General features: G+C 63.0%; 22 protein-coding genes. 7 read left to right on the top strand and 15 right to left on the bottom strand.

What is annotated here, in order from left to right:
- On the bottom strand, window positions 1-301 hold a 301-nt coding region (locus L981_RS34985; RefSeq protein WP_197067111.1), incomplete at its 3' end, for a hypothetical protein.
- 268 nt (window positions 302-569) lie between these two features.
- Entirely contained in the window at window positions 570-1,496 is a 927-nt protein-coding gene (locus L981_RS08470; RefSeq protein ID WP_043613847.1) for a LysR family transcriptional regulator, read from the bottom strand.
- A 95-nt stretch (window positions 1,497-1,591) separates the two neighbouring features.
- Between L981_RS08470 and L981_RS08465 the strand changes: the two genes are divergently transcribed.
- On the top strand, window positions 1,592-2,401 hold the full coding sequence (locus tag L981_RS08465; protein ID WP_043613845.1) for an NAD(P)H-dependent oxidoreductase: 810 nt from the start codon (window positions 1,592-1,594) through the stop codon (window positions 2,399-2,401).
- Between the two features lie 12 nt (window positions 2,402-2,413).
- On the opposite strand, the gene xdhC is transcribed toward L981_RS08465, so the two are convergent.
- From xdhC to uraH, 4 genes are read right to left on the bottom strand one after another with little or no spacing between them, the layout of a single operon-like run.
- Window positions 2,414-3,280 (bottom strand): xanthine dehydrogenase accessory protein XdhC, encoded by an 867-nt coding sequence (xdhC, locus tag L981_RS08460; protein ID WP_043613907.1) that lies wholly within the window; start codon window positions 3,278-3,280, stop codon window positions 2,414-2,416.
- Window positions 3,281-3,298: 18 nt separating this feature from the next.
- Window positions 3,299-5,638: a xanthine dehydrogenase molybdopterin binding subunit gene (gene xdhB / locus L981_RS08455; protein WP_043613842.1), complete on the bottom strand. Its 2,340-nt coding sequence runs from the start codon at window positions 5,636-5,638 to the stop codon at window positions 3,299-3,301.
- 11 nt (window positions 5,639-5,649) lie between these two features.
- Window positions 5,650-7,131, bottom strand: a complete 1,482-nt coding sequence (xdhA, locus tag L981_RS08450) for a xanthine dehydrogenase small subunit (protein WP_043613839.1) — start codon at window positions 7,129-7,131, stop codon at window positions 5,650-5,652.
- A gap of 3 nt (window positions 7,132-7,134) precedes the next feature.
- Window positions 7,135-7,506: a hydroxyisourate hydrolase gene (gene uraH, locus L981_RS08445; protein WP_043613836.1), complete on the bottom strand. Its 372-nt coding sequence runs from the start codon at window positions 7,504-7,506 to the stop codon at window positions 7,135-7,137.
- Window positions 7,507-7,678: 172 nt separating this feature from the next.
- On the opposite strand from uraH, the gene puuE reads away from it, so the two are divergent.
- From puuE to L981_RS08430, 3 genes are all read left to right on the top strand, one after another.
- Complete coding sequence (gene puuE / locus L981_RS08440) at window positions 7,679-9,094, top strand: allantoinase PuuE (protein WP_043613832.1); 1,416 nt, start codon at window positions 7,679-7,681, stop codon at window positions 9,092-9,094.
- A gap of 10 nt (window positions 9,095-9,104) precedes the next feature.
- Window positions 9,105-10,124: an allantoicase gene (gene alc, locus L981_RS08435; protein WP_043613829.1), complete on the top strand. Its 1,020-nt coding sequence runs from the start codon at window positions 9,105-9,107 to the stop codon at window positions 10,122-10,124.
- Window positions 10,125-10,195: 71 nt separating this feature from the next.
- Complete coding sequence (locus L981_RS08430; RefSeq protein ID WP_043613825.1) at window positions 10,196-10,681, top strand: ureidoglycolate lyase; 486 nt, start codon at window positions 10,196-10,198, stop codon at window positions 10,679-10,681.
- A gap of 86 nt (window positions 10,682-10,767) precedes the next feature.
- On the opposite strand, the gene L981_RS08425 is transcribed toward L981_RS08430, so the two are convergent.
- Window positions 10,768-11,676 carry an AraC family transcriptional regulator gene (locus L981_RS08425; protein ID WP_156134009.1) on the bottom strand — a complete coding sequence of 303 codons (909 nt, stop codon included), beginning with the start codon at window positions 11,674-11,676 and terminating at the stop codon, window positions 10,768-10,770.
- 51 nt (window positions 11,677-11,727) lie between these two features.
- On the opposite strand from L981_RS08425, the gene L981_RS08420 reads away from it, so the two are divergent.
- Complete coding sequence (locus L981_RS08420; RefSeq protein WP_043613823.1) at window positions 11,728-12,981, top strand: cytochrome P450; 1,254 nt, start codon at window positions 11,728-11,730, stop codon at window positions 12,979-12,981.
- Between the two features lie 41 nt (window positions 12,982-13,022).
- Complete coding sequence (locus L981_RS08415) at window positions 13,023-13,343, top strand: 2Fe-2S iron-sulfur cluster-binding protein (RefSeq protein ID WP_043613820.1); 321 nt, start codon at window positions 13,023-13,025, stop codon at window positions 13,341-13,343.
- Window positions 13,344-13,442: 99 nt separating this feature from the next.
- On the opposite strand, the gene L981_RS08410 is transcribed toward L981_RS08415, so the two are convergent.
- The gene (locus L981_RS08410; RefSeq protein WP_043613818.1) at window positions 13,443-14,735 is read right to left on the bottom strand and encodes an NCS2 family permease; all 1,293 of its coding nucleotides are present in this window, start codon (window positions 14,733-14,735) and stop codon (window positions 13,443-13,445) included.
- Between the two features lie 422 nt (window positions 14,736-15,157).
- Here L981_RS08410 and L981_RS08405 point away from each other — a divergent pair, with 422 nt between their 5' ends.
- Entirely contained in the window at window positions 15,158-15,355 is a 198-nt protein-coding gene (locus tag L981_RS08405) for a heavy-metal-associated domain-containing protein (RefSeq protein ID WP_034799336.1), read from the top strand.
- Window positions 15,356-15,424: 69 nt separating this feature from the next.
- Here L981_RS08405 and L981_RS08400 read toward each other — a convergent pair whose 3' ends face one another.
- The 7 genes from L981_RS08400 to L981_RS08370 form a co-directional block, all read right to left on the bottom strand.
- Entirely contained in the window at window positions 15,425-17,095 is a 1,671-nt protein-coding gene (locus L981_RS08400; protein ID WP_043613816.1) for a dihydroxyacetone kinase subunit DhaK, read from the bottom strand.
- 9 nt (window positions 17,096-17,104) lie between these two features.
- Window positions 17,105-18,100 (bottom strand): ABC transporter ATP-binding protein, encoded by a 996-nt coding sequence (locus tag L981_RS08395; protein ID WP_043613814.1) that lies wholly within the window; start codon window positions 18,098-18,100, stop codon window positions 17,105-17,107.
- Window positions 18,093-19,190 carry an ABC transporter ATP-binding protein gene (locus L981_RS08390; RefSeq protein WP_043613812.1) on the bottom strand — a complete coding sequence of 366 codons (1,098 nt, stop codon included), beginning with the start codon at window positions 19,188-19,190 and terminating at the stop codon, window positions 18,093-18,095. Before L981_RS08390 ends, L981_RS08395 begins: the two co-directional genes overlap by 8 nt.
- A 3-nt stretch (window positions 19,191-19,193) precedes the next feature.
- The gene (locus tag L981_RS08385; RefSeq protein ID WP_034799314.1) at window positions 19,194-19,382 is read right to left on the bottom strand and encodes a hypothetical protein; all 189 of its coding nucleotides are present in this window, start codon (window positions 19,380-19,382) and stop codon (window positions 19,194-19,196) included.
- On the bottom strand, window positions 19,379-20,320 hold the full coding sequence (locus L981_RS08380; protein ID WP_043613810.1) for a carbohydrate ABC transporter permease: 942 nt from the start codon (window positions 20,318-20,320) through the stop codon (window positions 19,379-19,381). The genes L981_RS08385 and L981_RS08380 overlap by 4 nt, the downstream gene beginning before the upstream one ends.
- Window positions 20,317-21,264 carry a carbohydrate ABC transporter permease gene (locus L981_RS08375; RefSeq protein WP_043613808.1) on the bottom strand — a complete coding sequence of 316 codons (948 nt, stop codon included), beginning with the start codon at window positions 21,262-21,264 and terminating at the stop codon, window positions 20,317-20,319. The genes L981_RS08380 and L981_RS08375 overlap by 4 nt, the downstream gene beginning before the upstream one ends.
- 105 nt (window positions 21,265-21,369) lie before the next feature.
- Entirely contained in the window at window positions 21,370-22,704 is a 1,335-nt protein-coding gene (locus tag L981_RS08370) for an ABC transporter substrate-binding protein (RefSeq protein ID WP_043613901.1), read from the bottom strand.
- Window positions 22,705-22,720: the final 16 nt, after the last annotated feature.

Here is a 22,720-nt window from a genome sequence, read left to right as displayed (position 1 = left end):
CTGTGCCGCCACCATCGCCACCCGTGCCACCATCACCACCGGTGCCGCCCGTGCCGCCATCGCCCCCTGTTCCGCCGTCCCCGCCGGTACCACCCGTACCGCCATCGCCGCCCGTACCACCATCACCCCCGGTTCCCCCGGTGCCGCCAGTCCCGCCGTCGCCACCGGTGCCGCCCGTGCTGCCTTCACCACTGGTGCTACCCCCATCGGCGTGGGCAACACCGATCATGAACGGCGCGCTATAGTGCGTCAGCACCGCGAAGGCCGTGGACAAGAGCAGAGCACGCGTCAGTTTCTTCATAGTCGTCTCCCGATCTGATGCGTCCCCGTCTCTGTGCAATTGCGTAAAACGCGATCTGTCTGAAAAGCACTAAAGAAAATCCTGGACGCGTTACTTCCCCTAAGGCCGACCTCAGCGTCAACCTTATTTTAGAAACTTCTGATGATAGGCAGATCCGGAAGCAAAGCGTAAGCGACACATTTGTGGTATGGCTTACGGCGCACGGGTCATACGACCGATCCGTTCGGATTATGGATCAGGTCGTCTGGCAAAGGCGAGGGCGAAGCAGCTAGGCTCCGGACCTCTCGATCCCCGGAAGGTTGCCGATCACCTCGGCCAGGAAATCAACCAACAGACGAACACGGGCGATGCCAGAGCGTTCCGGCACGATCAGCAGGCTGAGCGGCACCGAAGGCAGCGCGAAATCCGAAAGTAGCGGCACCAACAGGCCGGCTTTAATCAGATCGTCAACGAGCCATCGATGGGCAGGCGCGATGCCCCGGCCGGCGACGAGAGCCTCCCGGGCGGCCAGCCCGTGGTCGATGCGAAGGCGCCCACCGAAAGGCACGGACAGATGCCGCCCGTCCACGGCTTCGAAGTTGAGCCTGTCACTGCCGGCGATGTTCGACATGCGGATCCCCTCATGCGCCGAGAGGTCGCTTGGAGCGCGCGGATATCCATGCGCGGCCAGGTATGCCGGCGCTGCCACAAGCAGACGCCGGCTTTGCCCAAGCGGCCGTAGCTTCATCGAACTGTCGCTGAGCGGTCCAAGACGCAGCGCGACATCTATGCCTTCCCGCACGAGGTCGATGCGCTCGTCTGTCAGGCTCAGATCGACGCCAATGTCGGGATGCCTGTCCTGGAAGGCAAAGATCAGCCGGCTGACGTGCAGCACCCCGAATGCCGACGTACAGGACACACGAATGGTACCGGCAGCCGCGCCGCGGGCGCCGCGCGCTTCGTCGCCGGCCTGCTCTACGAGCCGCAGGATCTGGATGCTGTCGGCATAGTAGCGGCTGCCTTCGTCGGTCAACGTGACGCGACGGGTGGTGCGGCTGATGAGCGGCACGCCGACCGCTTCCTCAAGCTCCCGCAGCTGCCGCGTCACCGTGGACTGGCCGATACCGAGCTCACGGGCAACGGCCGAAAGGCTGCCCCGCTCGGCGACGCGCACAAAGGTTCGCATGCGTTCGAGCGTAACGTCAGATTTATCCATTTTACGGCACAATCCTATGCATTTCGAATATCTACCGCATAGGCACGTAGCGGTCTACCTAGAGTCTCAGTTGATGAAACCAGGGAAGACCGACCATGAAAGTTCTGATTGTTTATGCCCATCCGGAACCGCGCTCGCTCAATGGCGCGCTGCGCGATATCGCCGTCGAGGCGCTTGAAGCCGAAGGTCATGAGGTTCGTGTCACCGATCTCTATGCCGAGGGATGGAAATCCGAGATCGATCGCGTCGACTTTCCGGCCCTTGCCCCGGACGCCCGCTTCAAGCCGAGCCGCGCGTCGAAGGAGGCCTTTGCCAGCGATACGCTGACCGCCGACGTCAAGGCAGAGCAGGAAAAGCTGCTCTGGGCCGACGCCCTGATCCTGCAATTTCCGCTGTGGTGGTATTCGATGCCGGCGATCCTGAAAGGCTGGATCGACCGCGTCTATGCCTATGGTTTTGCCTATGGCGTTGGCGAGCACAGCGACAAATACTGGGGCAAGCGTTTCGGCGAGGGCACGCTGGCGGGAAAACGCGCCATGCTGGTGGTAACGACAGGCGGCTGGGAGGAGCATTACTCACCGCGCGGGGTAAACGGGCCGATCGACGACCTGCTCTTCCCGATCAACCACGGAATCCTCTTCTATCCCGGTTACGACGTGCTTCCGCCGTTCGTCGCCTACCGCGTCGATAGTCTGGACGAGGTCGGTTTCGAAGCGACGGCGGAACGGCTGAAACAAAGGATGCACGCACTCGCGACGACTGCACCCATTCCTTATCGCCGCCAGAACGGCGGGGACTATGCAATCCCGACCCTTGAACTCCGACCGGAGGTCGGCGACCCGCGCAGCAACGGCTTTGCGCTCCACCTCAACGGTGCACACAACAGCGAAGCGGCACTGCGCTGACGGGCGGAATTTCTAACGAGCCAGCTTGGCGGCAGCCGGACGGCGCGAGATGTCCGCTTGCGCAGGCTGTCGGAAATTCAGCGCCGCCGCCATCACTTCAGCGGCGGCAAGCGCGGCAATCACCGCCGGCCGCTTGTCTTTCACCGTCGTGCCGCCGATCGGGCAGACGAGCCTATCGAAGAGATCCGGCCGGCCGATCTCCCGCGACAGCCAGTTCTTGAAGGTCGAGCGCTTGGTCTTCGAGCCGATCATGCCGACATAGGAGGCATCGTCGCGGCGAAGCGCTTCCGCGGCGATCAGGAAATCGAGCGCATGGTCATGGGTGAGGATGACGAAGGCACTGCCGGGAGGCGCGTCGCGCACCACCGCCTCCGGCATCGCCGTCAGGCAGGTCTCGATGCCGGGAATGTCGGCAACGGCCGAAAGCTCGTTCTCGCGGGTATCGACGAGAACCGTGCGCACCGGCACCAGGGAAAGCGCCATCGTCAAGGCATCGCCGACATGGCCGGCGCCGAAGACATAGACATGCGGCCGGCTGGCGATTTCCAGGTCGCTACGTTCAATCAGCATGGCTGCTCTCTCCCGATCGATGCGTGTGAAGGCAAGCGCCACGCGCCCGCCGCAACACTGGCCGATCTCCGGTCCGAGCGGGATCGTCATCGCCTCCGGCGCGTCGCCACGCTTCAGCGCCCGCCGACCATGATCGATCGCCATGTATTCGAGCTGCCCGCCGCCGATCGTGCCGAACAGGCTCTCAGGCGCGACGAGCATCCAGGCGTCGGTGTCGCGCGGTGTGGACCCCGCTGCACCGGTCACCTCGACGAGAACGCAGTCGCGCTCGCGTCTGAGAAAATCCCTGATATCCTCGCGGCTCGCCACCATGACAATCAGCCCCTGTTACCCTTTCTGCCGTGCAGCCGCCCGCAGCCGCTCGATCGCCATCAACACCCGTTCCGGCGTTGCCGGCGCGTCGAGGCGCGGCGCTATACGATACTCCGCAACGCTCGCGGCCGCCATCGACAAGGCTTCCAGCACGGAGATGCCGAGCATGAAGGGCGGTTCGCCGACCGCCTTCGAACGGCGGATCGTCTCTTCGCGGTTGACCGACCACTCGGCAAGCCGGGTATTGAACACGCGCGGCCGATCTGAAGCCAACGGGATCTTGTAGGTCGAGGGAGCGTGCGTGCGCAGACGGCCCTTCGCATCCCACCAGAGCTCTTCCGTCGTCAGCCAGCCCATGCCCTGGACGAAGGCGCCTTCGACCTGTCCGTGGTCGAGGGCCGGGTTCAGCGAGCGGCCGACATCGTGCAGGATATCGGTGCGATCAACCTGGTATTCGCCAGTTAGCGTATCGACGCTGACCTCCGAGCACGAAGCGCCGTAGGCGTAGTAGAAGAACGGCCGGCCCCGGCCTTCGGCGCGGTTCCAGTGGATCTTCGGCGTCTTGTAGAAGCCGGCAGCCGACAGCTGAATGCGGGCGCCATAGGCGATCTTGATGAACTCGTTGAAGCTTAGGCGCTCGGCACCGATCCGCACCACGTTCGGTTCGAAGGCGACATCGGTTTCGGCCACGTTCCAGCGCTCGGCAGCAAACTTGACCAAGCGCGCCTTGATCTGCTGCGCGGCGTTTGCCGCTGCCATGCCGTTGAGGTCGGATCCCGACGACGCTGCCGTCGCCGATGTGTTCGGCACCTTGCCTGTTGTCGTCGCCGTCACCTTGATCCGGTCGAGGTTGACCTGGAACTCGTCGGCCACCACTTGGGCGACCTTGGTATAGAGCCCCTGCCCCATCTCGGTGCCGCCGTGGTTCAGATGGATCGAGCCATCGGTATAGACATGCACCAGGGCGCCGGCCTGGTTGTACTCGGTCTTGGTGAAGGAGATGCCGAACTTCACCGGCGTCAGCGCGATGCCCCGCTTGACCACGTGGTTTTCGCGATTGAACGCGATTACCGCCTCGCGACGCTTGGCGTAGTCGGCCGAGGTTTCCAGTTCCTCGATGATCCGGCCGATGATGTTGTCTTCCACGGTCTGGTGATAGGGCGTGAGGTTGCGCCCCTCGCCGCCGTAGAAGTTCAGCTTGCGGATTTCGAGCGGATCCTTGCCGACGGCATAGGCGATGTCCTCGATCATGCGCTCGCCGCCGACCATCCCTTGAGGGCCGCCGAAGCCGCGAAACGCGGTGTTGGAAACGGTATTGGTCTTCAGCGGCCGCGAGCGCAGGCGCACGTTCGGGTAAAAGTAGCAATTGTCGGCGTGGAACAGCGCACGGTCGGTGACCGGGCCGGAGAGATCGGCCGAGTAACCGCAGCGCGCCGAGAAGACCGCGTCCACCGCCTCGATGCGCCCTTCATCGTCGAAACCGAGCTTGTAGTCCACATGGAAGTCGTGGCGCTTGCCGGTGGCGCTCATATCGTCGTCACGGTCAGGCCGGACCTTGACCGGGCAGCGGTACTTCTTGGCGGCGACAGCTGCAACGGCTGCGAAAATATTGGCCTGGGTTTCCTTGCCGCCGAAGCCGCCGCCCATGCGGCGCACGTTGACGGTCACCGCATTCGACGGCACCCCGAGCACGGTCGCGACCATGTGCTGCGTTTCTGCCGGATGCTGGGTCGAGGAATAGACGAGCACCTCGTCGTCCTCGCCGGGGATGGCGAACGAGATCTGCCCTTCCAGATAAAAATGGTCCTGCCCGCCGATGCGCATCTCGCCTTCGAGAATGTTCTTCGACTTGGCAAAGCCCGCGTCGATATCGCCGCGCTCGAGCTTGAGCGGATCGATGACCAGCGGATAGTTGGCCGCCGCCGCTTCGAGAACGTCGGTCACATGCGGCAGGTCGCGATATTCGATCTTGACCTTGGCGGCGGCCCGACGGGCCGCTTCGCGCGACGTCGCGATAACAGCGAAGATCGGCTGGCCGTGGAACTCGACCTTGTCGGTGACGAAGATCGGCTCGTCGTGCTTGTGGGCAGGGCTGATGTCGTTCTCGCCGGGAATGTCGGCCGCCGTCAGCACGCCGATGACGCCTTCGCTGCTCGAAACCGCCTCGAAATCGATCGACAGGATATCGGCATGCGCACGCTGCGACAGGCCGAGATAGCCATGTAGCGTGCCCTGGGGTTCCGGAATGTCGTCGATATATTCGGCCGTGCCCGACACGTGCTTGTGGCCGGACTCGTGCCGTTCCTTTTCGTGTACGCCGCCGCGGATGCGGTCGATGGGCTGCATCACGTTCATGGCTTCCTCCCTTAAACCGCGACAGCAATGGTGCGATCGAGACGGAGCTGGCCGCCGCTCGACTGCGTTTCGAGATAGAAGCGGCGAAGCAGGTTCTTCGCCACCATCTGGCGGTATTCCGCCGAGGCGCGCCAGTCGGTGAGCGGCGTGAAGTCCTGATCAAACGCTTCAACAGCGCGCTCGATCGTCTGCTCGTTCCACTCGGCACCCCTGAGCACCGCTTCGACATGGGCGGCGCGTTTCGGCGTGGCGGCCATGCCGCCGAAGGCGATGACGGCGTCCGCCACCCGGCCGGCATCGAAGGTGATGTTGAAACCGCCGCAGACGGCGGTGATGTCCTCGTCGAGCCGCTTCGTCACCTTGTAGACGGCCACACGGGCATTGTCGGAAACGAAGGGAATTCGAACGCTTTCGACGAACTCTCCGGGCTCGCGGTCCTGCTTGCCATAGGCGATGAAGAAGTCCTGAAGCACGACGTCACGGCGGCGAGCGCCCTTGCGCAGCACGATCGATGCGCCAAGCGCGATCAGTGCCGGCGGCGTATCACCGATCGGCGAGCCGTTGGCGATGTTGCCGCCGACGGTGCCCATGTTGCGGACCTGCTGACCGCCGATGCGATCCCAAAGCTCGGTCAGCTCCGGAAAATGCTCGACAATGACTGGGTAGGCTTCGGCATAGCTGACGCCCGCGCCGAGCGTCACGCCATCGGAATCGACGGTGATCCGGCGCAGTTCCTCGAGATGGGTCAGATGGATGACCGGCGAGATGTCGCGCATGAATTTCGTCACCCAGAGCCCGACATCGGTCGAGCCGGCGACGATCGTCGCCTTCGGGTTGGCTTCGAGCACGGCGGCGAAATCGTCGACCGAGCCCGGAAGGATGAAGCGTTCCGTCTCCGAGCCGATTTCGACCCGGCGGCCATCCTGGAGGGCGGCCAGTTCGCCGGCGATCCGGTCACGCTCGGCAATTAGCGGATCCTTGCCGACGTCGCCAATCGTCGAGATCGCCTCGGCGGCGCGGATGATCGCGGCATAGCCGGTGCAGCGACAAAGATTGCCCTGCAGCGCCTTTTCGATTTCAGCGATCGACGGCATCGGATTTTCCATCCAGAGGCCATAGAGCGACATCACGAAGCCCGGCGTGCAGAAGCCGCATTGCGAGGCGTGCGTATCGACCATTGCCTGCTGCACCGGATGCAGCGGACCGGCCGGCTGGGCCAGGCTATCCACCGTCACGATATGACAGCCGTCGAGCGAGCCGACGAAGCGGATGCAGGCATTGACGGATTCATATTTCAGCTTGCCATCGAGCAGGCGGCCGACGAGCACCGTGCAGGCACCGCAGTCGCCTTCGGCGCAGCCTTCCTTGGTGCCCTTCAGATTGCGGTCGATGCGCAGGAAATCGAGCAGGGTCTGAACCGGCGACACGTCGGCAAGTTCGACCAACCGATGGTTCAGGATGAAACGGATGGTGTTGCGGATCTGGATGGTCATGGTTCAGCTCCCGCGGTAGGTGGAGTAGCCATAGGGCGAGAGCAGCAGCGGCACGTGATAGTGCGCGCCCTGGTTATCGATGCCGAAGCGGATCGGGATCACGTCGAGGAACGGGTTTTCGCCGCGCTTGGCTGCTCCGCCGAGATAATCGCCGGCATGGAACTGCAGCTCGTAGGTGCCGGTCTGCATGCGCTCGCCGCTCAGGAGCGGCTCGTCGCAGCGGCCATCGTCATTGGTCTTCACGGATTTGATGTGCGTCTGGCGATCGCCCTCGACCAGGTAGAGCTCGATGCGCAGCCCTTCGGCCGGTTTGCCGCTGGCCGTATCCAGCACATGCGTCGTCAAACGGCCGGCGTTTCCACCCTGAGATTGCATAGTTTTCGCTCCTCCCGAAGTCAGCTTTCCACCTCGCAGTATTCCGGCATTCCCACCCGCTTGGTAGCGAGCGGATCATTCGAGACTTTCAAATTTTTTGGGGGGAATGGCTCGAAACAAATGCCGCTAGAAATTGGCTGCAGAGACGAAAATGTCTGGAGGAGCTGCTTTGATGAGATACCCCCGCGATCTTCACGGCCACGGCCCGAACTTCAAGATCACATGGCCCGACGGCGCGCGGATCGCCGTGCAATTCGTCATCAACTACGAGGAAGGCGGCGAAAACTGCGTGCTGCATGGCGACGCAGCATCCGAAGCATTCCTGTCGGAAATCGTCGGTGCGCAGGCCTGGCAGGGCCAGCGTCACTGGAACATGGAATCGATCTACGAATACGGCGCACGCGCCGGCTTCTGGCGCCTGCATCGCATGTTCACCGAGCGCGGCGTGCCGGCCACCGTTTATGGCGTCGCCACGGCGCTGAAGCGCTCTCCGGAACAGGTCGCCGCCATGCAGGACGCCGGCTGGGAAATCGCCTCGCACGGCCTGAAATGGATCGAACACAAGGATTTTTCGCCGGAGCGCGAGCGCCAGGAGATCGCCGAGGCGATCCGGCTGCACACCATCGTCACCGGCGAGCGCCCGCGCGGCTGGTACACGGGACGCTGTTCCGACAATACGCTCGACCTCGTCACCGACGCCGGCGGTTTCGACTACGTGTCGGACGCCTATGCCGACGATCTGCCCTATTGGCATGAGCATGCCGGGCGCCATCAGCTGGTCATCCCCTATACGCTCGACAGCAACGACATGCGTTTTGCCACGCCGCAGGGTTTCAACAGCGGCGACCAGTTCTTCAGCTACCTGAAGGACAGCTTCGACGTGCTCTACGCCGAAGGCACCGCCGGTGCGCCAAAGATGCTGAGCATCGGGCTGCACTGCCGCCTCGTCGGCCGGCCCGGCCGCGCCGCAGCACTGGCTCGCTTCCTCGACTACGTGCAGGACCACGAGAAGGTCTGGCTTGCAAAGCGCGTCGACATCGCCCGCCATTGGGCCGAAAACTACCCGTACAAGGCATGGGACGATCGTCCGTCGCGGCTTGGCGAAGACGCCTTCGTCGCCAAGTTCGGCGGCGTCTTCGAACATTCGAAATGGATCGCGAAGCGCGCCTTCCAGGGTGAGCTCTCGCCGGCCAACGACACGGCGATCGGCCTTGCCGCAGCGCTTTCCGCGGTCTTCCGTGAAGCCTCGGCCGAAGAACGGCTTGCCGTCCTCATCGCGCATCCGGATCTCGCCGGCAAGCTGGCTCAGGCCAAGCGCCTGACCGAAAGCTCGACCAACGAGCAGGCCGGTGCCGGGCTCGACGCGCTGACCGATGCGGAGCGCGAGCGCTTCACCACCCTCAATGCCGCCTATGTCGAGAAGTTCAAGTTCCCGTTCATCATGGCGGTCAAGGGGCGCACCAAGGACGAGATCCTCGCAGCCTTCGAAAGCCGGATCGGCAACGATCGCGACACGGAGTTCGAGACGGCATGCCGGCAGGTGGAGCGGATCGCCTATCTGCGTCTCAAGGACATGCTGCCGAGTTGAGGGCCTCGCTATGACGACCGACGGCGTGAGCCCGCCCGAATTCGCACTGAACGCGATCAACCTTGCCTCCGCCGGTCTCGGCGCGAGGCCGGTCTTCGCAACCGACGAGTTCTTCGCGCCGCTCGAGCGCATGTTGCAGGATGCGCCGCCGGTCTATCATCCCGGTGTCTATGACGAGAACGGCAAGTGGATGGACGGCTGGGAGACCCGGCGACGCCGCGGCCCCGGCAACGACCACGCCATCGTGGCGCTCGCGACGAACGGCCGTATCCGCGGCTTCGAGGTCGATACCGCCCATTTCACCGGCAACTATCCGAGCGCCTGCGCCATCGACGCCTGTCTGGCACCGGATGGCCCGGACGACCGGACGGTCTGGACGGAACTGGTCCGCCCTCGGCCGCTCGGCCCAAGCGCGCAACATCACTTCGAGGCGCGATCGGACGTGGTCTGGAGCCATGTGCGCCTGCGCATCTATCCCGACGGTGGCATCGCCCGCCTCAGGGTTTACGGCGCGCCGGCGCTTGACCAAGCGGCGATCGGCGACACTTTGGTCGATCTTGCCTCGTCGCTGCTCGGCGGCCGGATCCTCGCCTATTCCAACGGGCATTACGGCCACCAGCGGCTGCTTGCGCCCGGACGCGGCATCAACATGGGTGACGGTTGGGAAACGCGCCGACGGCGCGAACCCGGCAACGACTGGATCGTCGTGAAGCTGGCCGCCCGCGGTGAGATCGATCGCGTTGTGGTCGACACCGCCCACTTCAAGGGAAACTACCCGGACGCCTGTTCGCTGCAGGCGGCAGACCTCGGCGCGAGCGCTTGCGAAGTGGCTACATCCGTCACGGCATCATCGATGTTCTGGCGCGAGGTCCTGCCGCCACAGAAACTCGCCGCCGACAGCATCCACACCTATGAAGCAAACGGGCTCGCGGCCGCAGGTCCCGTAACCCATGTGCGCTTCAACATCTTCCCCGACGGCGGCGTCAGCCGGCTGCGTGTCTTCGGGCGTATTGCGAAAGCCGGCATCTAGATCGTTTCGCCGAGGAGGCGGAACGATCAAACTTCCAGGCAACCGATCAACATTGGACGGAGGAGCGTCACATGAAGGAGATCGTCATACAGCCGTTGACCCGGGAGGCCTTTGCGCCTTTCGGCGACGTGATCGAAACGGAGAATGCCAACAACTTCCCCATCAACGGCGGCAATGCAACCCGCTACCACGACCTCGCCAAGATCGATACGACAGGCGAAAAGGCCCGGCCGATGATCAGCCTGGTGCGCGGCATACCCTATCCGCTGCCGCTGAAACTCACCATGGTCGAGCGCCATCCGCTCGGGAGCCAGGCCTTCATCCCCTTGAGCGACAATCCGTTTCTGATCGTCGTCTCCCGGGAAACGGACGAAGGCCCGAGTGAACCGATCGCCTTCAAGACCACGCCTGGCCAGGGCGTCAACATCGCCCGCAACGTCTGGCACGGCATCCTGACACCGCTTGATGACGTCTCGGATTTCGCGGTGGTCGATCGCGGTGGCGAAGGCGTCAACCTGGAGGAACATTTCTTCAAGGAGCCGTTCCTGATCGTGTGAATGAATGCATGACCCGGTCGTCCGGTCGGGTTATCGGTGCGCCAGGGCCTCGCTGGCCGCCGAAATCGGACGACAAGACTGCGGCCTCAATAGCCGCCATCCCGCCTGAACTTCGTCGGCGTGTATCCCGTCAGCCGCCGGAAATCGCGGGAGAAATGATAGGGATCCGGATAGCCGCAGACGGCGGCCACCGCCGACACCTTGGCATCGGGACCCACCAGCAGGCGTTTTGCCTGATTGATGCGCTCGTGGCGCAGCCAGTCCATCGGCGTTGTTCCCACCATGTCGCGAAAGCGGCGAAAGAGTTGCGATGGGCTCAGCCGCGCAAGAGCCGCCAGATCGTCGATCGTCCAAGGTCTCGCGAGATCGTCGCGCATCACCGACAGCACCTGAAGCAAACGGTCTTCACCGGACCTCTCCTCAGCCGGCTCGGCCCCAATCAGCCGTGGCGTGATCATGTCCGCCATCAGCCCTGCGATCGCGGCGCTCGAGAGCGCGTCGGTCGCAGGCGAGCGCTCGGCAAGAAATCCGCTCACACTTTCGAACGCCGCCTGTGCCCTGTCCGTATCTCTCGGCACGAACAGGGGCGACTGCTGCACGCCGAGAAACTGGTAAAGCGCATCAAGCCCGTGTCCCTCGATCCCCATCCAGAGATAGCGCCAGCTTTCGCTGTCGGGAGCGCAGCTATGCGCATAGGCCTGAGCCGTATCGAGCCAGGCGACGCTGCCCGTTTCGGCCAGGAAACGCTGACCGCGCACCTCGATCAACCCGCGTCCGCCTGTTGTGTAGACGAAGACATGCTGGTGGAACCGTTTGCGGATCGGCGCCTCGTCAGGACGTGTCGTCCGGCTTCCGGCCACCAGCGCCAGATACGGAAACGCATCGGCGAATTTTGCCGGGGTGTGAAAATGGAGCTCTTCGCTTTCGGGCAACATGCCATTTTCTGGCATCCGATGCGAGTTTTGTCCATCATCTTGCGACAGGACGCCATTCACAGAGCTGATCCCGTGACGTTATCATGCAGCTTTATGCACGGAGAATTGCCCATGACCGAAACCGCGCCGAACGGCGACGCCGCGAATTTCACCTTCGCGCCGCTGTCCCCGGATTTTGCTCGCGATCCCTATCCGACCTATCGCGCGCTGCGCGAGAAGGAGGGGCTGCACTACTTCGCGGACTTCGACATCTGGCTTGCCTCGCGCTTCGAGGACGTCTCGGCGATCGTCATGGACAAGCGCATGGTGCGCTCGCTCGAAGACCTCGCAACCAAGGAAGAGCTTGCAAAACTGCAGCGCGCCGCCAATTGGCACGACATGCCGCATCACGAGCGTTTCGTGCAGTTCAGCCTGCTCGACAGCGATGGTGTCGTGCATGACCGGCTGCGCAAACAGGTGTTCAAGCTGTTCACGCCGGCGATGATCGCCAAGCTCCGCGACCAGATCCAGGCCTATGTCGACCGGCTGGTCGACAGCCTCGCCGATCGCGGCGAGATCGACTTCGTCGGCGACCTTGCTGCCCACGTGCCCGGCCACATCATCGGCCGCCTGCTTGGCGTTCCGGACGAGGACTGTCCCCAGTTGCGGATCTGGTCGGAAAACATCGTGCAGTTCTTCGACGTTGACCGCTCGGATGCGCGCAAGGAACTCGCCGAGCGCAACACCACGGAATTCTACGAATATCTGACGGCGCTGAAGGCCGAGCGCGAGCGGGCGCCGAAGGACGACCTGATCTCCGTGCTGATCGAAGCGGAACGCTCCGGCGCCATGAACTTCGACGAATTCATCTCGACCTGCATGCTGATCCTGATGGCCGGCCATGGCTCGACGATCGACGTGCTCGGCAGCGGCATGCATGCACTTCTGCGCTTCCCCGACCAGATGGCGCGGCTGCGGAGCGAACCCGGGCTGATCCAGACCGGCGTGCAGGAGATGTTCCGCTACGAGTCGCCGCTTCCGTTCTTCCACCGCCACTGCGTCGAGGACATCGAGATCTTCGGCCGACGCTTCGAGCGCGGCACCAAGTTCGGCCTGCTCTATGGCGCCGCCAACCGCGATCCCAAGCAGTTCGAGAACGCCGACACCTTCGACATCGGCCGCACGCCCAATCGGCATCTGGCCTTTGGCGGCGGCGTGCATTTCTGTCTCGGCAACCACCTCGCGCGCCTCGACATGGATATCATCTTCAGCACCCTGCTTCGCCGCTTCCCGACCATCGAACTCGTCGACCGGGAACCGGAATACAAGCGCGGGCTTTCAGTCCGCGGACCCAAGCGGCTGAAGATCGCCATCCGGCCCGCCTGATCCCCATCCTCGACACCAACATACGCAATCGGAGAATACCCATGCCCAAGATCGTCTTCATCGACGCGGACGGCACGACGAAAGAAATCCAGGCGGAGATCGGCCAGTCGCTGATGTCCGCCGCCGTGCAGAACGGCATCGACGCCATTGCCGCCGAATGCGGCGGCTCTTGCGCCTGCGGCACCTGTCACTGTTACATCGACGGCGAATGGAGCGACCGCCTGCCGGCGCCCGAATTCCAGGAACAGGACATGATCGAGTGCGTGGTCAACCCGAACGAACGCAGCCGCCTGAGCTGTCAGATCACCGTCTCGGCAGAACTGGATGGGCTTGTCGTGCATCTGCCCGCCGGCCAATACTGAGACGAAACAGAAAAAGACCGGAGCAACATTTCGTTGCTCCGGTCAGCACTTACGGGGAAGTTCCGATCGGCCGAGGCGACAGGCCCCGGCCGATTTTCGTTATTCGGCGAAGAACGCGAAGCGCACGATGAAGAGTGCTGCAACGAGCTGGGTGGCCGGATGGATGACGCTCCACTTGCCGGTGAAGACCTTCAGCACGACGTAGCTGACGAAGCCGAAGGCGAGGCCGTTGGCGATCGAGTAAGTGAAGGGCATGGCGAGCGCGGTGAGTGCCGCCGGAGCCGCTTCCGTCAGATCGTCCCAGTCGACTTCCGTCAGTTCGCGCATCATCAGACCGGCGACATAGAGCAGAGCCGGGGCCGTCGCATAGGACGGAACGGCAGCTGCCAGCGGCGAGAAGAACAGCGCGGCGAGGAAGAGCACGCAGACGGTGAGCGCGGTCAGACCCGTGCGGCCGCCGGCCTGGACGCCCGAGGCGCTTTCGACATAGGCGGTGGTGCTGCTGGTGCCGATCAGCGAGCCGGCAACGATCGCGGTGCTGTCGGCGAGAAGCGCGCGGCCGAGACGGTTCGGCTTGCCTTCTTCGACCAGCTTGGCGCGCTTGGCGACACCGATCAGCGTGCCGGTCGCGTCGAAGACTTCGACGAGCACGAAGACGAGGATGACGTGCAGCAGGCCGCCATGCAGGGCGCCCATGATGTCGAGCTGCAGGAAGGTGGGCGCGATGCTCGGCGGCGCCGAGACGACACCCTTGAACTCGCTGACACCGAGGATCATCGACAGGATGGTGACGACCAGAATGCCGATCAGGATCGAACCGCGAACCTTCAGCGAATCGAGTACGGCAATCACAAAGAAGCCGAGGATCGCGAGCAGCGGGCCGGTCTGCTTGAGGTCACCCAGACCGACGAGCGTTGCCGGGTTGTCGACGACGATGCCGGCGTTCTTCAGTGCGATGATGCCGAGGAAGAGGCCGATACCGGTGGCGATCGCGCTTCGGAGTGAGTGCGGAATGCCGGCGATCAGCCAGCTCCGGACCCCGGTCACGGTCAGGATCAGGAAGATCACGCCCGAGATAAAGACCGCACCCAGCGCCTGTTGCCAGGTAAAGCCGAGGGCTGCGACGACGGTGAAGGCGAAGAAGGCGTTGAGGCCCATGCCGGGCGCCATGCCGATCGGCCAGTTGGCGACGAGCGCCATGACGGCAGAGCCGAGTGCGGCGGCAATACAGGTTGCGACGAAGACGGCATCCCTATCCATGCCCGTGCTCGACAGGATGTCGGGGTTGACGAAGATGATGTAGGACATCGTCAGGAATGTCGTGATACCGGCGATCACCTCGGTGCGCGCCGTCGTCTGATGCTCTTTCAGCTTGAATAGTCGTTCAAACATCTTTCCTCCCTTGGCGGCGTCACCACGACGCAGCCGAACGACAGTGAGCGGGAAACCGTCTCCTCCAGTTCCCGACCAGTGCATTTCGAACGCCCGGACAGTCCGGAGCGATCGCTTCGCTTTAGGCTTCGTGCCGGCTGGCGATCGTCCGCCCTCTCTCGGACGACGCGAATGCCTCTTGCACAGCCCCAGGATTGTGCGACTTCCGGACGCAGACCGCTAGCCGTCCATTCCCGGGATCGATGATGAAAGACTTTCAAATTTTTCGGAGAATTTGAGAGGCCGTTGGCCTAGACTCTCGGGGATACTTTCCACCATTCGTGCGACTGGAAATGCCGCGAACAAATATCTCGAAGGCCCTATTGACCTTCCAACGGTGGGAGACGCCATGTTTGTCTCACAACCGAACCAAGGAGACAAGCATGCAGAACTACAAGATCGACAACATGACCTGTGGCCACTGCGCCGGCGTCGTCCAGAAGGCGATCCTGAGCGTCGACCCGCAGGCAACGATCAAGGTCGATCTCGGCAATCGGGAAGTCAGCGTCGAGACCGCCGCAGCGGCAGGGCCGATCGCAGACGCCCTGAAGGCGGCCGGTTACGAGAGCCGCGCGCTCTGAGCCCACGCTCCACTGACACCTCCCGTCACAAAACGCCCCGGCTTGCCGGGGCGTTTTGTTGTCTGGCTGTCAGCCGGCAACGGCTGCGGCGCCTTCGGGCTGGCGCCCGAGCATATCGGGATGGCGCGCCAGGTGCTCGAACAGGCGAGCGACTGCTTCGGCGCCGGGGTCGATGTGCCCTTCGAGCTGTTTGGCGTTGATGTAGGCGGCCCGCCCTGCCCTTGCCCGCACGAGCGTCGCGGTCAGATTGGCGCCTTCACGCGCTGCCTTGGCAGCCGCGCCGATGCTCGCGTCGAGCGCATCGAGCGCGGGGGAAAGCGCGTCGACCATGGTGCGGTCGCCGATCTGCGCGCCGCCGATTTCCTGCATGCGCGCCAACCCGGCCTTCAGCGCTTCGCGGATCGAAAGCCCGCTCGAAGCGCCATCACCGGCGGCGGCGAAGAAGATCGCCAGAAGCACGCCCGAAGAACCGCCCATCGTCTGGCTCAGCTCCTGCCCGATGGCGCGGAAGAGCTGCGTATGGTCGGAAAGCGGCAGGCGATCGAGCGCCTGAATGAGTGCCCGTGCGGCGCCGGCCAGTGTCGAGCCGGTGTCTCCGTCGCCGGACTTGGCATCGAGCGCGTTCAGGTCCTTTTCCGCATCGATCAGCAGGTTGCAGCAGGCAAGCAGGAACTGCCGCGTCGCATCGTGTCGTGAAGGCAGGGGCGAAATCGGCGTCAGGCCGTCCGGCAGGGCCAGAACATTCACCGGCCTGACGGCGGTCACGCCCGGCCATGCCGGAAGCGCCACGGGCCGGGACAACAGCTCCAGTTCGGCCTTGTCGGCCGGATAGACGGAGACGGAAAAGCCACGCATGTCCAGCGACGTCATCATCGGCGCGGGCCCGACAAGGTGCACGATCCGGTCGGCGATATCAGACTGGGCGAGTTCATGCATGAGGACAGACATTTCCAGGATCGACGTACCGCCGAGATTGTTGACGAGCGCCACGTGCGGCTTGTCCTCCATCGCCGCCTGCAGTCGCTCGACCATGGCGGCAACGGCGCCTCTCGCATCCGAATAGACGATCTGCTCGACGCCGGCTTCGCCATGGATGCCGAGGCCGAGTTCCGCATGTCCCTCCGGAATACGGTGTTCCTTCGGCGAGCCCGGAACGGTGCAGGTATCGAGCGACATGCCGATGGTGCTTGTACCCGATATGACCTTGCGCGCCGCATTGGCGATCGTATCGAGGTCCACCCCGCTTTCTGCGAGCGCTCCGGCGATCTTGTGGACGAACAGGGTACCGGCGACACCGCGGGCCTGCGGAAGGTCCGGCAGCGCAATGTCGTCGTCGACGATGACCATGCTCACATTGAGGCCGTAGGCGCGGGCGCGTTCGGCCGCAAGGCCAAAGTTCAGCCGGTCACCGGTGTAATTCTTGACGATCAGCAGGCAGCCGGCAGGCCCGGTCACCGCCAGGATACCGGCGAGGATCGCGTCCACGCTCGGCGATGCGAAGACATCGCCGCAGACGGCGGCCGTCAGCATGCCCTTGCCGACGAAGCCGATATGCGCGGGCTCGTGTCCCGAGCCGCCACCTGAAACCAGCGCAACCTTGCTCCTGTCCCAATCCGAGCGCAGGACGACGCGGATGTGCGGATATCCGTCAAGGCGGCTGAGCGCGCCGCCGGATGCGGCAAGAACCCCGTCGATCGCTTCCGTAACCGCATTTTCCTTGCGGTTGATAAACTGATTCATGTTCGCCTCCTAAGCGATGCGCATTCCGGCCGCGTCGAAGAAGAGCGGCTTGTCTGGCTGGATCTTGATGGTCTCGCCGCCGCGGAAGCCGGTGTGGGGATCCGTGACCGTCACGAGGTTGTGCTGCTTGAACGTCAGATGCAGGCGCGTCTGGTCGCCCAGATGTTCGACACGGGTCACAAGCGCGTCCTCTCCGGCGCCCTGGACGATGTTTTCGGGCCGAAGGCCGATCGATTGCGCCCTGTCCGGCGCGCCCGCAAAGAGCTTGGCAGGCAGGACGTTGATGCGCGGCTGGCCGAGACGGGTCGCGGCATAGACGCTGACCGGCGCTTCGTAGACCTCTCGTGGTGAACCGAACTGAACGAGCCTGCCCTCTTCGAGCACGCCGATATGCGTTGCCATTGTCATGGCTTCGATCTGGTCGTGGGTGACGTAGAGCAGCGTCGCCCCGGATTTTGCCTGGATGTTCTTCAGTTCGACGCGCAGGTCGGCCCGAAGCTTCGCATCGAGCGAGCTCAACGGCTCGTCCATCAGATATATCTGCGGGTTTCTGACAAGCGCCCGACCGATCGACACGCGCTGCATCTCGCCGCCGGACAGGGCGGTCGCCTTGTTGTCGAGCTTGTGCGAGATCTGCAAGACCTCGGCGATGGCGTTCACCTTTTCGTCGATCGTCTTTTGTGGCGTTCTCAGAAGCGGGGATTTCAGCGGAAACTCCAGGTTCTGCCGCACGGAGAGATGCGGGTAGAGCGAATATTGCTGGAAGACCATCGCCACGTTGCGCTGCGCCGGCGTCAGTCCTTGCATGGACATCCCGCCGATAAAGATCTCGCCGCTGTCGGGCGTGTCGAGACCCGAGACCATGCGCAACGTCGTCGTCTTTCCGGCACCGGTCGGCCCCAGGAGCACGACGAACGATCCGTCCGGGATCGTCATCGAGACCTCGTTGAGCGCCGCGTGGGTGCCGAATGTCTTCGTCACGTTTCTTAGGATGACTTCAGCCACGGCGCAGCACTCCCTCGTTGGCTTCGGAGACAAGAGCACGACCCGTCTCCGCATTGAAGAGCGTCAAGGTCCGTGCGTTGAAGTCGAGACCGACAAGTTCGTCGGTGCGGGCTGCCTGACTGGAGGGCGTGCGCGCCTTGATCTCGCCGTTGGGCGTTTCGATCGTGACGATCTGAGTGGTGCCCAGATACTCGACGGCGATCACGCGGCCTCTGTAGCTGGAGTCGTCGACGAAACGGACATGCTCGGGACGCACACCGAGGGACAGCGTGCCGGCCCTGCCCTCACGCGACGCCGGCACCGCCACCTTTTTCCCACCGAGATCGATGCTGTCGCCGCCGACACCGATCATACCTTCGAACTCCAGAAAGTTCATGGACGGGGAGCCGATGAACTTGGCGACGAACTTCGTCGCCGGCCAGTCGTAGATCTGCTGCGGCCGGCCGAACTGCTCGATGACGCCGTGGTTCATGACGACGATCTTGTCGCCCATCTGCATCGCTTCCAGCTGGTCGTGGGTCACGTAGACGGTGGTGGCGCCCATGCGATCGTGCAGCGCCCGCAGTTCGCCTGCCATATGTTCGCGGAACTCCGCGTCGAGCGCGCCGAGCGGCTCGTCCATGAAGAAGGCCTTCGGGTTGCGGACAATCGCCCGACCGAGCGCAACACGCTGGCGGTCACCGCCCGAGAGCCCGCCGACCGGCTTGTCGAGAATGCCTTCAATTCTGAGGATCTTTGCCACCTCGGCGACGCGAGTCGCCACATCCGCCTTTTTCATGCCCTGGCTGACGAGCGGATAGGAGATGTTCTTGCGCACGTTCATGTGGGGATAGAGGGCGAACATCTGGAAGACGAAGGCGATATCGCGCTCCCTTGCCCGCTTCATGCCGACCTCTTCGCCGCCGATATAGATCTGGCCGCTCGTCGGCAGTTCCAGTCCCGCCATCATGCGAAGCGTCGTCGTCTTGCCGCATCCGGAAGGGCCGAGCAGCATGAAGAACTCGCCGTCTTCCACCGTGAAGCTCGAAGACTGGACAGCCGTGAACGCCCCGAACTCCTTGCGCACATTTTCAATTCTGATCTGTGCCATGGGTCACTCCGGAAAATGGCTGACGATGATGAACATGACTGTCCCAAGCAGCGTCACGAGGAAGGAGAAGGAGTAGAGCGTGAGCGAGACCGGCTGCATCAGCATGACCACGCCGAGCGCGATGAGCACCGATGCCACCATTTCCCATGCGCCACGGCGAAGGCGGAGCAACTGGTTGAGGAAAGCTGTCATTTTCTTACCGCTCCGAAGGTGATGCCGCGCAGGAGGTGTTTGCGAAGCAGGATCGTGAACACCATCACGGGGACGAGGAAGAGGGTCGCGCCGGCCGCCACCGCCGGCCAGTCCTGGCCACCGACGCCGATGATCGTCGGAATGAAGGGCGGTGCGGTCTGCGCGGTGCCGGACGTCAGCAACACTGCGAAGGCGTATTCGTTCCAGGCGAAGATCAGGCAGAAGATCGCCGTCGACGCAATGCCGGTCGCCGCCTGGGGCAGAACCACCTTGTAGAACGCCTGGAAGCGCGTGTAACCGTCGATCAGCGCTGCCTCTTCATACTCGATCGGGATCTCGTCGATGAACCCTTTGAGCAGCCAGACCGAGAGCGACAAGTTGACCGCCGTGTAGAGCAAGATCATGCCGGCATGGGTGTCGTTCAGCCCGAGCGAGCGGAACATCAGGAAGATCGGTATGGCGACCGCAATCGGCGGCATCATGCGGGTGGAAAGGATGAAGAACAGCAGGTCGTCCTTGAGCGGCACCTTGAAGCGCGAGAAGGCATAGGCCGCAGCCGTTCCGAGCACGATGCACAGCACCGTCGAACCAAACCCGATGATGACGGAATTATAGAAGCGCTCCGGGAAGCGTGACGGGCCGGCGATGATCAGCCCATCCTTGCGAACGAGACGCTCGTACCAGGTCTTCGGTTCGCCCATCTCCTTCAGTTGTTCTTCCGAAACGCGGGTGCGCGTCGTGAAGAGGTTCACATAGCCTTCGAGCGTCGGCTCGAAGAACGTTTTCGGCGGATAGGCGATCGCATCCGAGGGCGATTTGAAACCCGTTCCGATGATCCAGAGCAGCGGCAGAATGGTGATCACCGCATAAAGCACGACCAGGGCGCCTGCGAACCACTTCTGCCGTGCGGATGGCTCCGTTACAGAAAAGCTGCTCATCTCTGCTTCACCTTGTTGAGTGCTTTGACATAGATCGACGCCAGGCCGAAGACGGTCACGAAGAGGATGACGGCATAGGCGGACGCATATCCGGTGCGCCATTTCTCGAAGGCTTCGCGCTTCAGGTTGATCGACGTCAGCTCCGTGATCGAGCCCGGGCCCCCGCCCGTCAGTTGCACGACCAGGTCGAACATCTTGAAGTTCTCGATGCCGCGGAAAAGGATGGCCAGCATCAGGAACGGCAGCACCATCGGAATGGTGATCGTCCAGAACTGGCGCCAGCTGCTGGCCCGGTCGCACTCCGCCGCCTCATAGATGCTGCTTGGAATGGAGCGCAGCCCGGCGAGGCAGATGAGCATGACGAAAGGCGTCCACATCCAGGTGTCGACGATGATGATCGCCCAGGGCGCCAGCGACGTGTCGCCGATCATCGAGAAGCTGGACGGATCTGCTCCGGTCAGGAACCCGATCGCGTAATTGAAGAGGCCGATCTGCGGCTGGTAGAGAAAGGTCCAGAAGTTTCCGACGACGGCCGGGCTCAGCATCATCGGAAGCACGATGATGGTCGTCCACAGGTCGTTGCCGCGGAACTTCTTGTTGATGAGATAGGCGAGAGCAAAGCCGATCAGCACCTGCAGGACGATCGTCCAGATCAGGAAGTGGGCCGTGGCCTGCATCGTCAGCCAGATGTCCTTGTCGGTCAGGATGTTCAGGTAGTTGCGCAGACCGACGAACTGAACCGGCTCGTTCGGGCGGTTCACACGAAAATTGGTGAAGCTCAGCCGGACGGTCCAGATCAACGGAAAGATGTTGATCGCAAGCAAAAGCACGATGGATGGTGCGACGAAGATCCAGGCGATCGCGCGGTCCGACAACCCTCTGATGCGCCGTGCAAGCACGGGCGGCGTCGCGTGCGCAGCGCGATCGATCGAAGAATGGAGCATGGTATTCCCCTAAGGCATTGACGAATGGGCATGCGGGGCCGGCGCGAGCGATCGGCCGGCCGGCCCCGCATGGACGCTTCCGCCGGGAGGCGGCGGCTGTTTGCGTCAATACTTGCCTTCGTCCTCGAAGATGTCCTTCCAGTCGTCAGCGAGACCATCGAGCGCGTCCTTCGCCGTGCCCTGCTTTGCTACGACATAGTCGTGGAAGCGCTTTTGGGAAGCCTGGAGCAGAGATGCATAGGAAGGTTCTGCCCAGAAGTCCTTCACGATAGCCATCGAATCCAGGAAGGTCTGCGCATAGGGCTGGCTCGTGGCGAAGCTCGGGTCCTCGACCACCGAGCGCAGCGCGGAGTAACCGCCAAGTGCCCACCACTTTTTCTGGATTTCAGGCTGCGCGAACCACTTGATGTAATCCAGCGCTTCCTTCTGCTTGTCGGACGCCGCGACGACCGAGATGCCCTGGCCGCCGAGCTGGGCGAACTGCACACCGGTCGGGCCGGCGGGATTTGGGAAATAACCGGACTTGTCGCCGCCGACATTGGCGTCGGCATGGATGCCGGGCCAGGTGAAGGCGAAGTTCATCTGCAGGGCGACCTGGCCGGACTTGTAGGCGTCGATGTCCTCCGACATGTAGGCGTCGGAATGGCCGGGAGGCGTGCAGCAATCGTAGAGCGCCTTGTAGAATTCCAGGCCCTTGACCGCATCCGCCGAGTTGACGAAACCGTCGAGCTCATAGGCCTTCTTCGGATTTCCGTACTCGAAACCGTAGCTATAGAGCACGTCCATCACGCCCATGGTGATGCCTTCAGAGCCGCGCTCCGTATAGATCGCAGCGCCATAGACGGTCTTGCCGTCGATCTGGCGCTTCTGGAAGAATTCGGCGATGTCCTTGAGCTCGGCGAAGGTCTTCGGCACCGCGAGATCGCGGCCGTACTTCTGCTTGAACTCCGCCTGGAGTTCGGGACGCGAGAACCAGTCCTTGCGATAGGTCCAGCCGACCACGTCGCCGAACGCCGGCAGCGCCCAGTAGTTCGGCGAATTCTTCGGCCATTCCGCGTAACCGATGACGGTTGCCGGAATGAAGTCGTCCATCTTGATTCCTTCCTTGTCGAAGAAATCATTGAGCTTGATGTATTGGCCATTTTCGGCGGCGCCGCCGATCCACTGGCTGTCGCCGATCATCAGATCGCAGAGCTTGCCGCCGGAATTCAGCTCGTTCAGCATCCGGTCGGCGAAGTTCGGCCACGGCACGAACTCGAACTTCATCGTGTTGCCGCTCTTGGCTTCGAAGTCCTTGCTGAGTTCGACGAGCGCGTTGGCCGGATCCCAAGCGGCCCAGCAAAGGGTCAGCTCCGCTGCGGAAGCGTGCGTACCGGACGCACCCGCAATGGCAAAATACGCTCCGACCATGACTGTGGAGCTCAACAGAATCTTCTTCATCATCGGGTTCCTCCCC

Source organism: Ensifer sp. ZNC0028 (assembly GCF_000799055.1).
GTDB lineage: Bacteria > Pseudomonadota > Alphaproteobacteria > Rhizobiales > Rhizobiaceae > Ensifer.
Note: the sequence above shows the minus strand (reverse complement) of the source record. Positions and strands in the feature narration are given on the sequence as shown.

Excerpts from the sequence above, each read along its gene's own strand:
- L981_RS08375 (WP_043613808.1), bottom strand. The coding sequence starts at position 21,264 with ATGCTCCATTCTTCGATCGATCGCGCTGCGCACGCGACGCCGCCCGTG.
- L981_RS08400 (WP_043613816.1), bottom strand. The coding sequence starts at position 17,095 with ATGAATCAGTTTATCAACCGCAAGGAAAATGCGGTTACGGAAGCGATC.
- L981_RS08380 (WP_043613810.1), bottom strand. The coding sequence starts at position 20,320 with ATGAGCAGCTTTTCTGTAACGGAGCCATCCGCACGGCAGAAGTGGTTC.
- L981_RS08420 (WP_043613823.1), top strand. The coding sequence starts at position 11,728 with ATGACCGAAACCGCGCCGAACGGCGACGCCGCGAATTTCACCTTCGCG.
- puuE (WP_043613832.1), top strand. The coding sequence starts at position 7,679 with ATGAGATACCCCCGCGATCTTCACGGCCACGGCCCGAACTTCAAGATC.
- L981_RS08370 (WP_043613901.1), bottom strand. The coding sequence starts at position 22,704 with ATGAAGAAGATTCTGTTGAGCTCCACAGTCATGGTCGGAGCGTATTTT.
- xdhA (WP_043613839.1), bottom strand. The coding sequence starts at position 7,131 with ATGACCATCCAGATCCGCAACACCATCCGTTTCATCCTGAACCATCGG.
- L981_RS08405 (WP_034799336.1), top strand. The coding sequence starts at position 15,158 with ATGCAGAACTACAAGATCGACAACATGACCTGTGGCCACTGCGCCGGC.
- L981_RS08430 (WP_043613825.1), top strand. The coding sequence starts at position 10,196 with ATGAAGGAGATCGTCATACAGCCGTTGACCCGGGAGGCCTTTGCGCCT.
- L981_RS08415 (WP_043613820.1), top strand. The coding sequence starts at position 13,023 with ATGCCCAAGATCGTCTTCATCGACGCGGACGGCACGACGAAAGAAATC.
- alc (WP_043613829.1), top strand. The coding sequence starts at position 9,105 with ATGACGACCGACGGCGTGAGCCCGCCCGAATTCGCACTGAACGCGATC.
- L981_RS08410 (WP_043613818.1), bottom strand. The coding sequence starts at position 14,735 with ATGTTTGAACGACTATTCAAGCTGAAAGAGCATCAGACGACGGCGCGC.
- uraH (WP_043613836.1), bottom strand. The coding sequence starts at position 7,506 with ATGCAATCTCAGGGTGGAAACGCCGGCCGTTTGACGACGCATGTGCTG.
- L981_RS08470 (WP_043613847.1), bottom strand. The coding sequence starts at position 1,496 with ATGGATAAATCTGACGTTACGCTCGAACGCATGCGAACCTTTGTGCGC.
- L981_RS08385 (WP_034799314.1), bottom strand. The coding sequence starts at position 19,382 with ATGACAGCTTTCCTCAACCAGTTGCTCCGCCTTCGCCGTGGCGCATGG.
- L981_RS08465 (WP_043613845.1), top strand. The coding sequence starts at position 1,592 with ATGAAAGTTCTGATTGTTTATGCCCATCCGGAACCGCGCTCGCTCAAT.
- xdhB (WP_043613842.1), bottom strand. The coding sequence starts at position 5,638 with ATGAACGTGATGCAGCCCATCGACCGCATCCGCGGCGGCGTACACGAA.
- L981_RS08390 (WP_043613812.1), bottom strand. The coding sequence starts at position 19,190 with ATGGCACAGATCAGAATTGAAAATGTGCGCAAGGAGTTCGGGGCGTTC.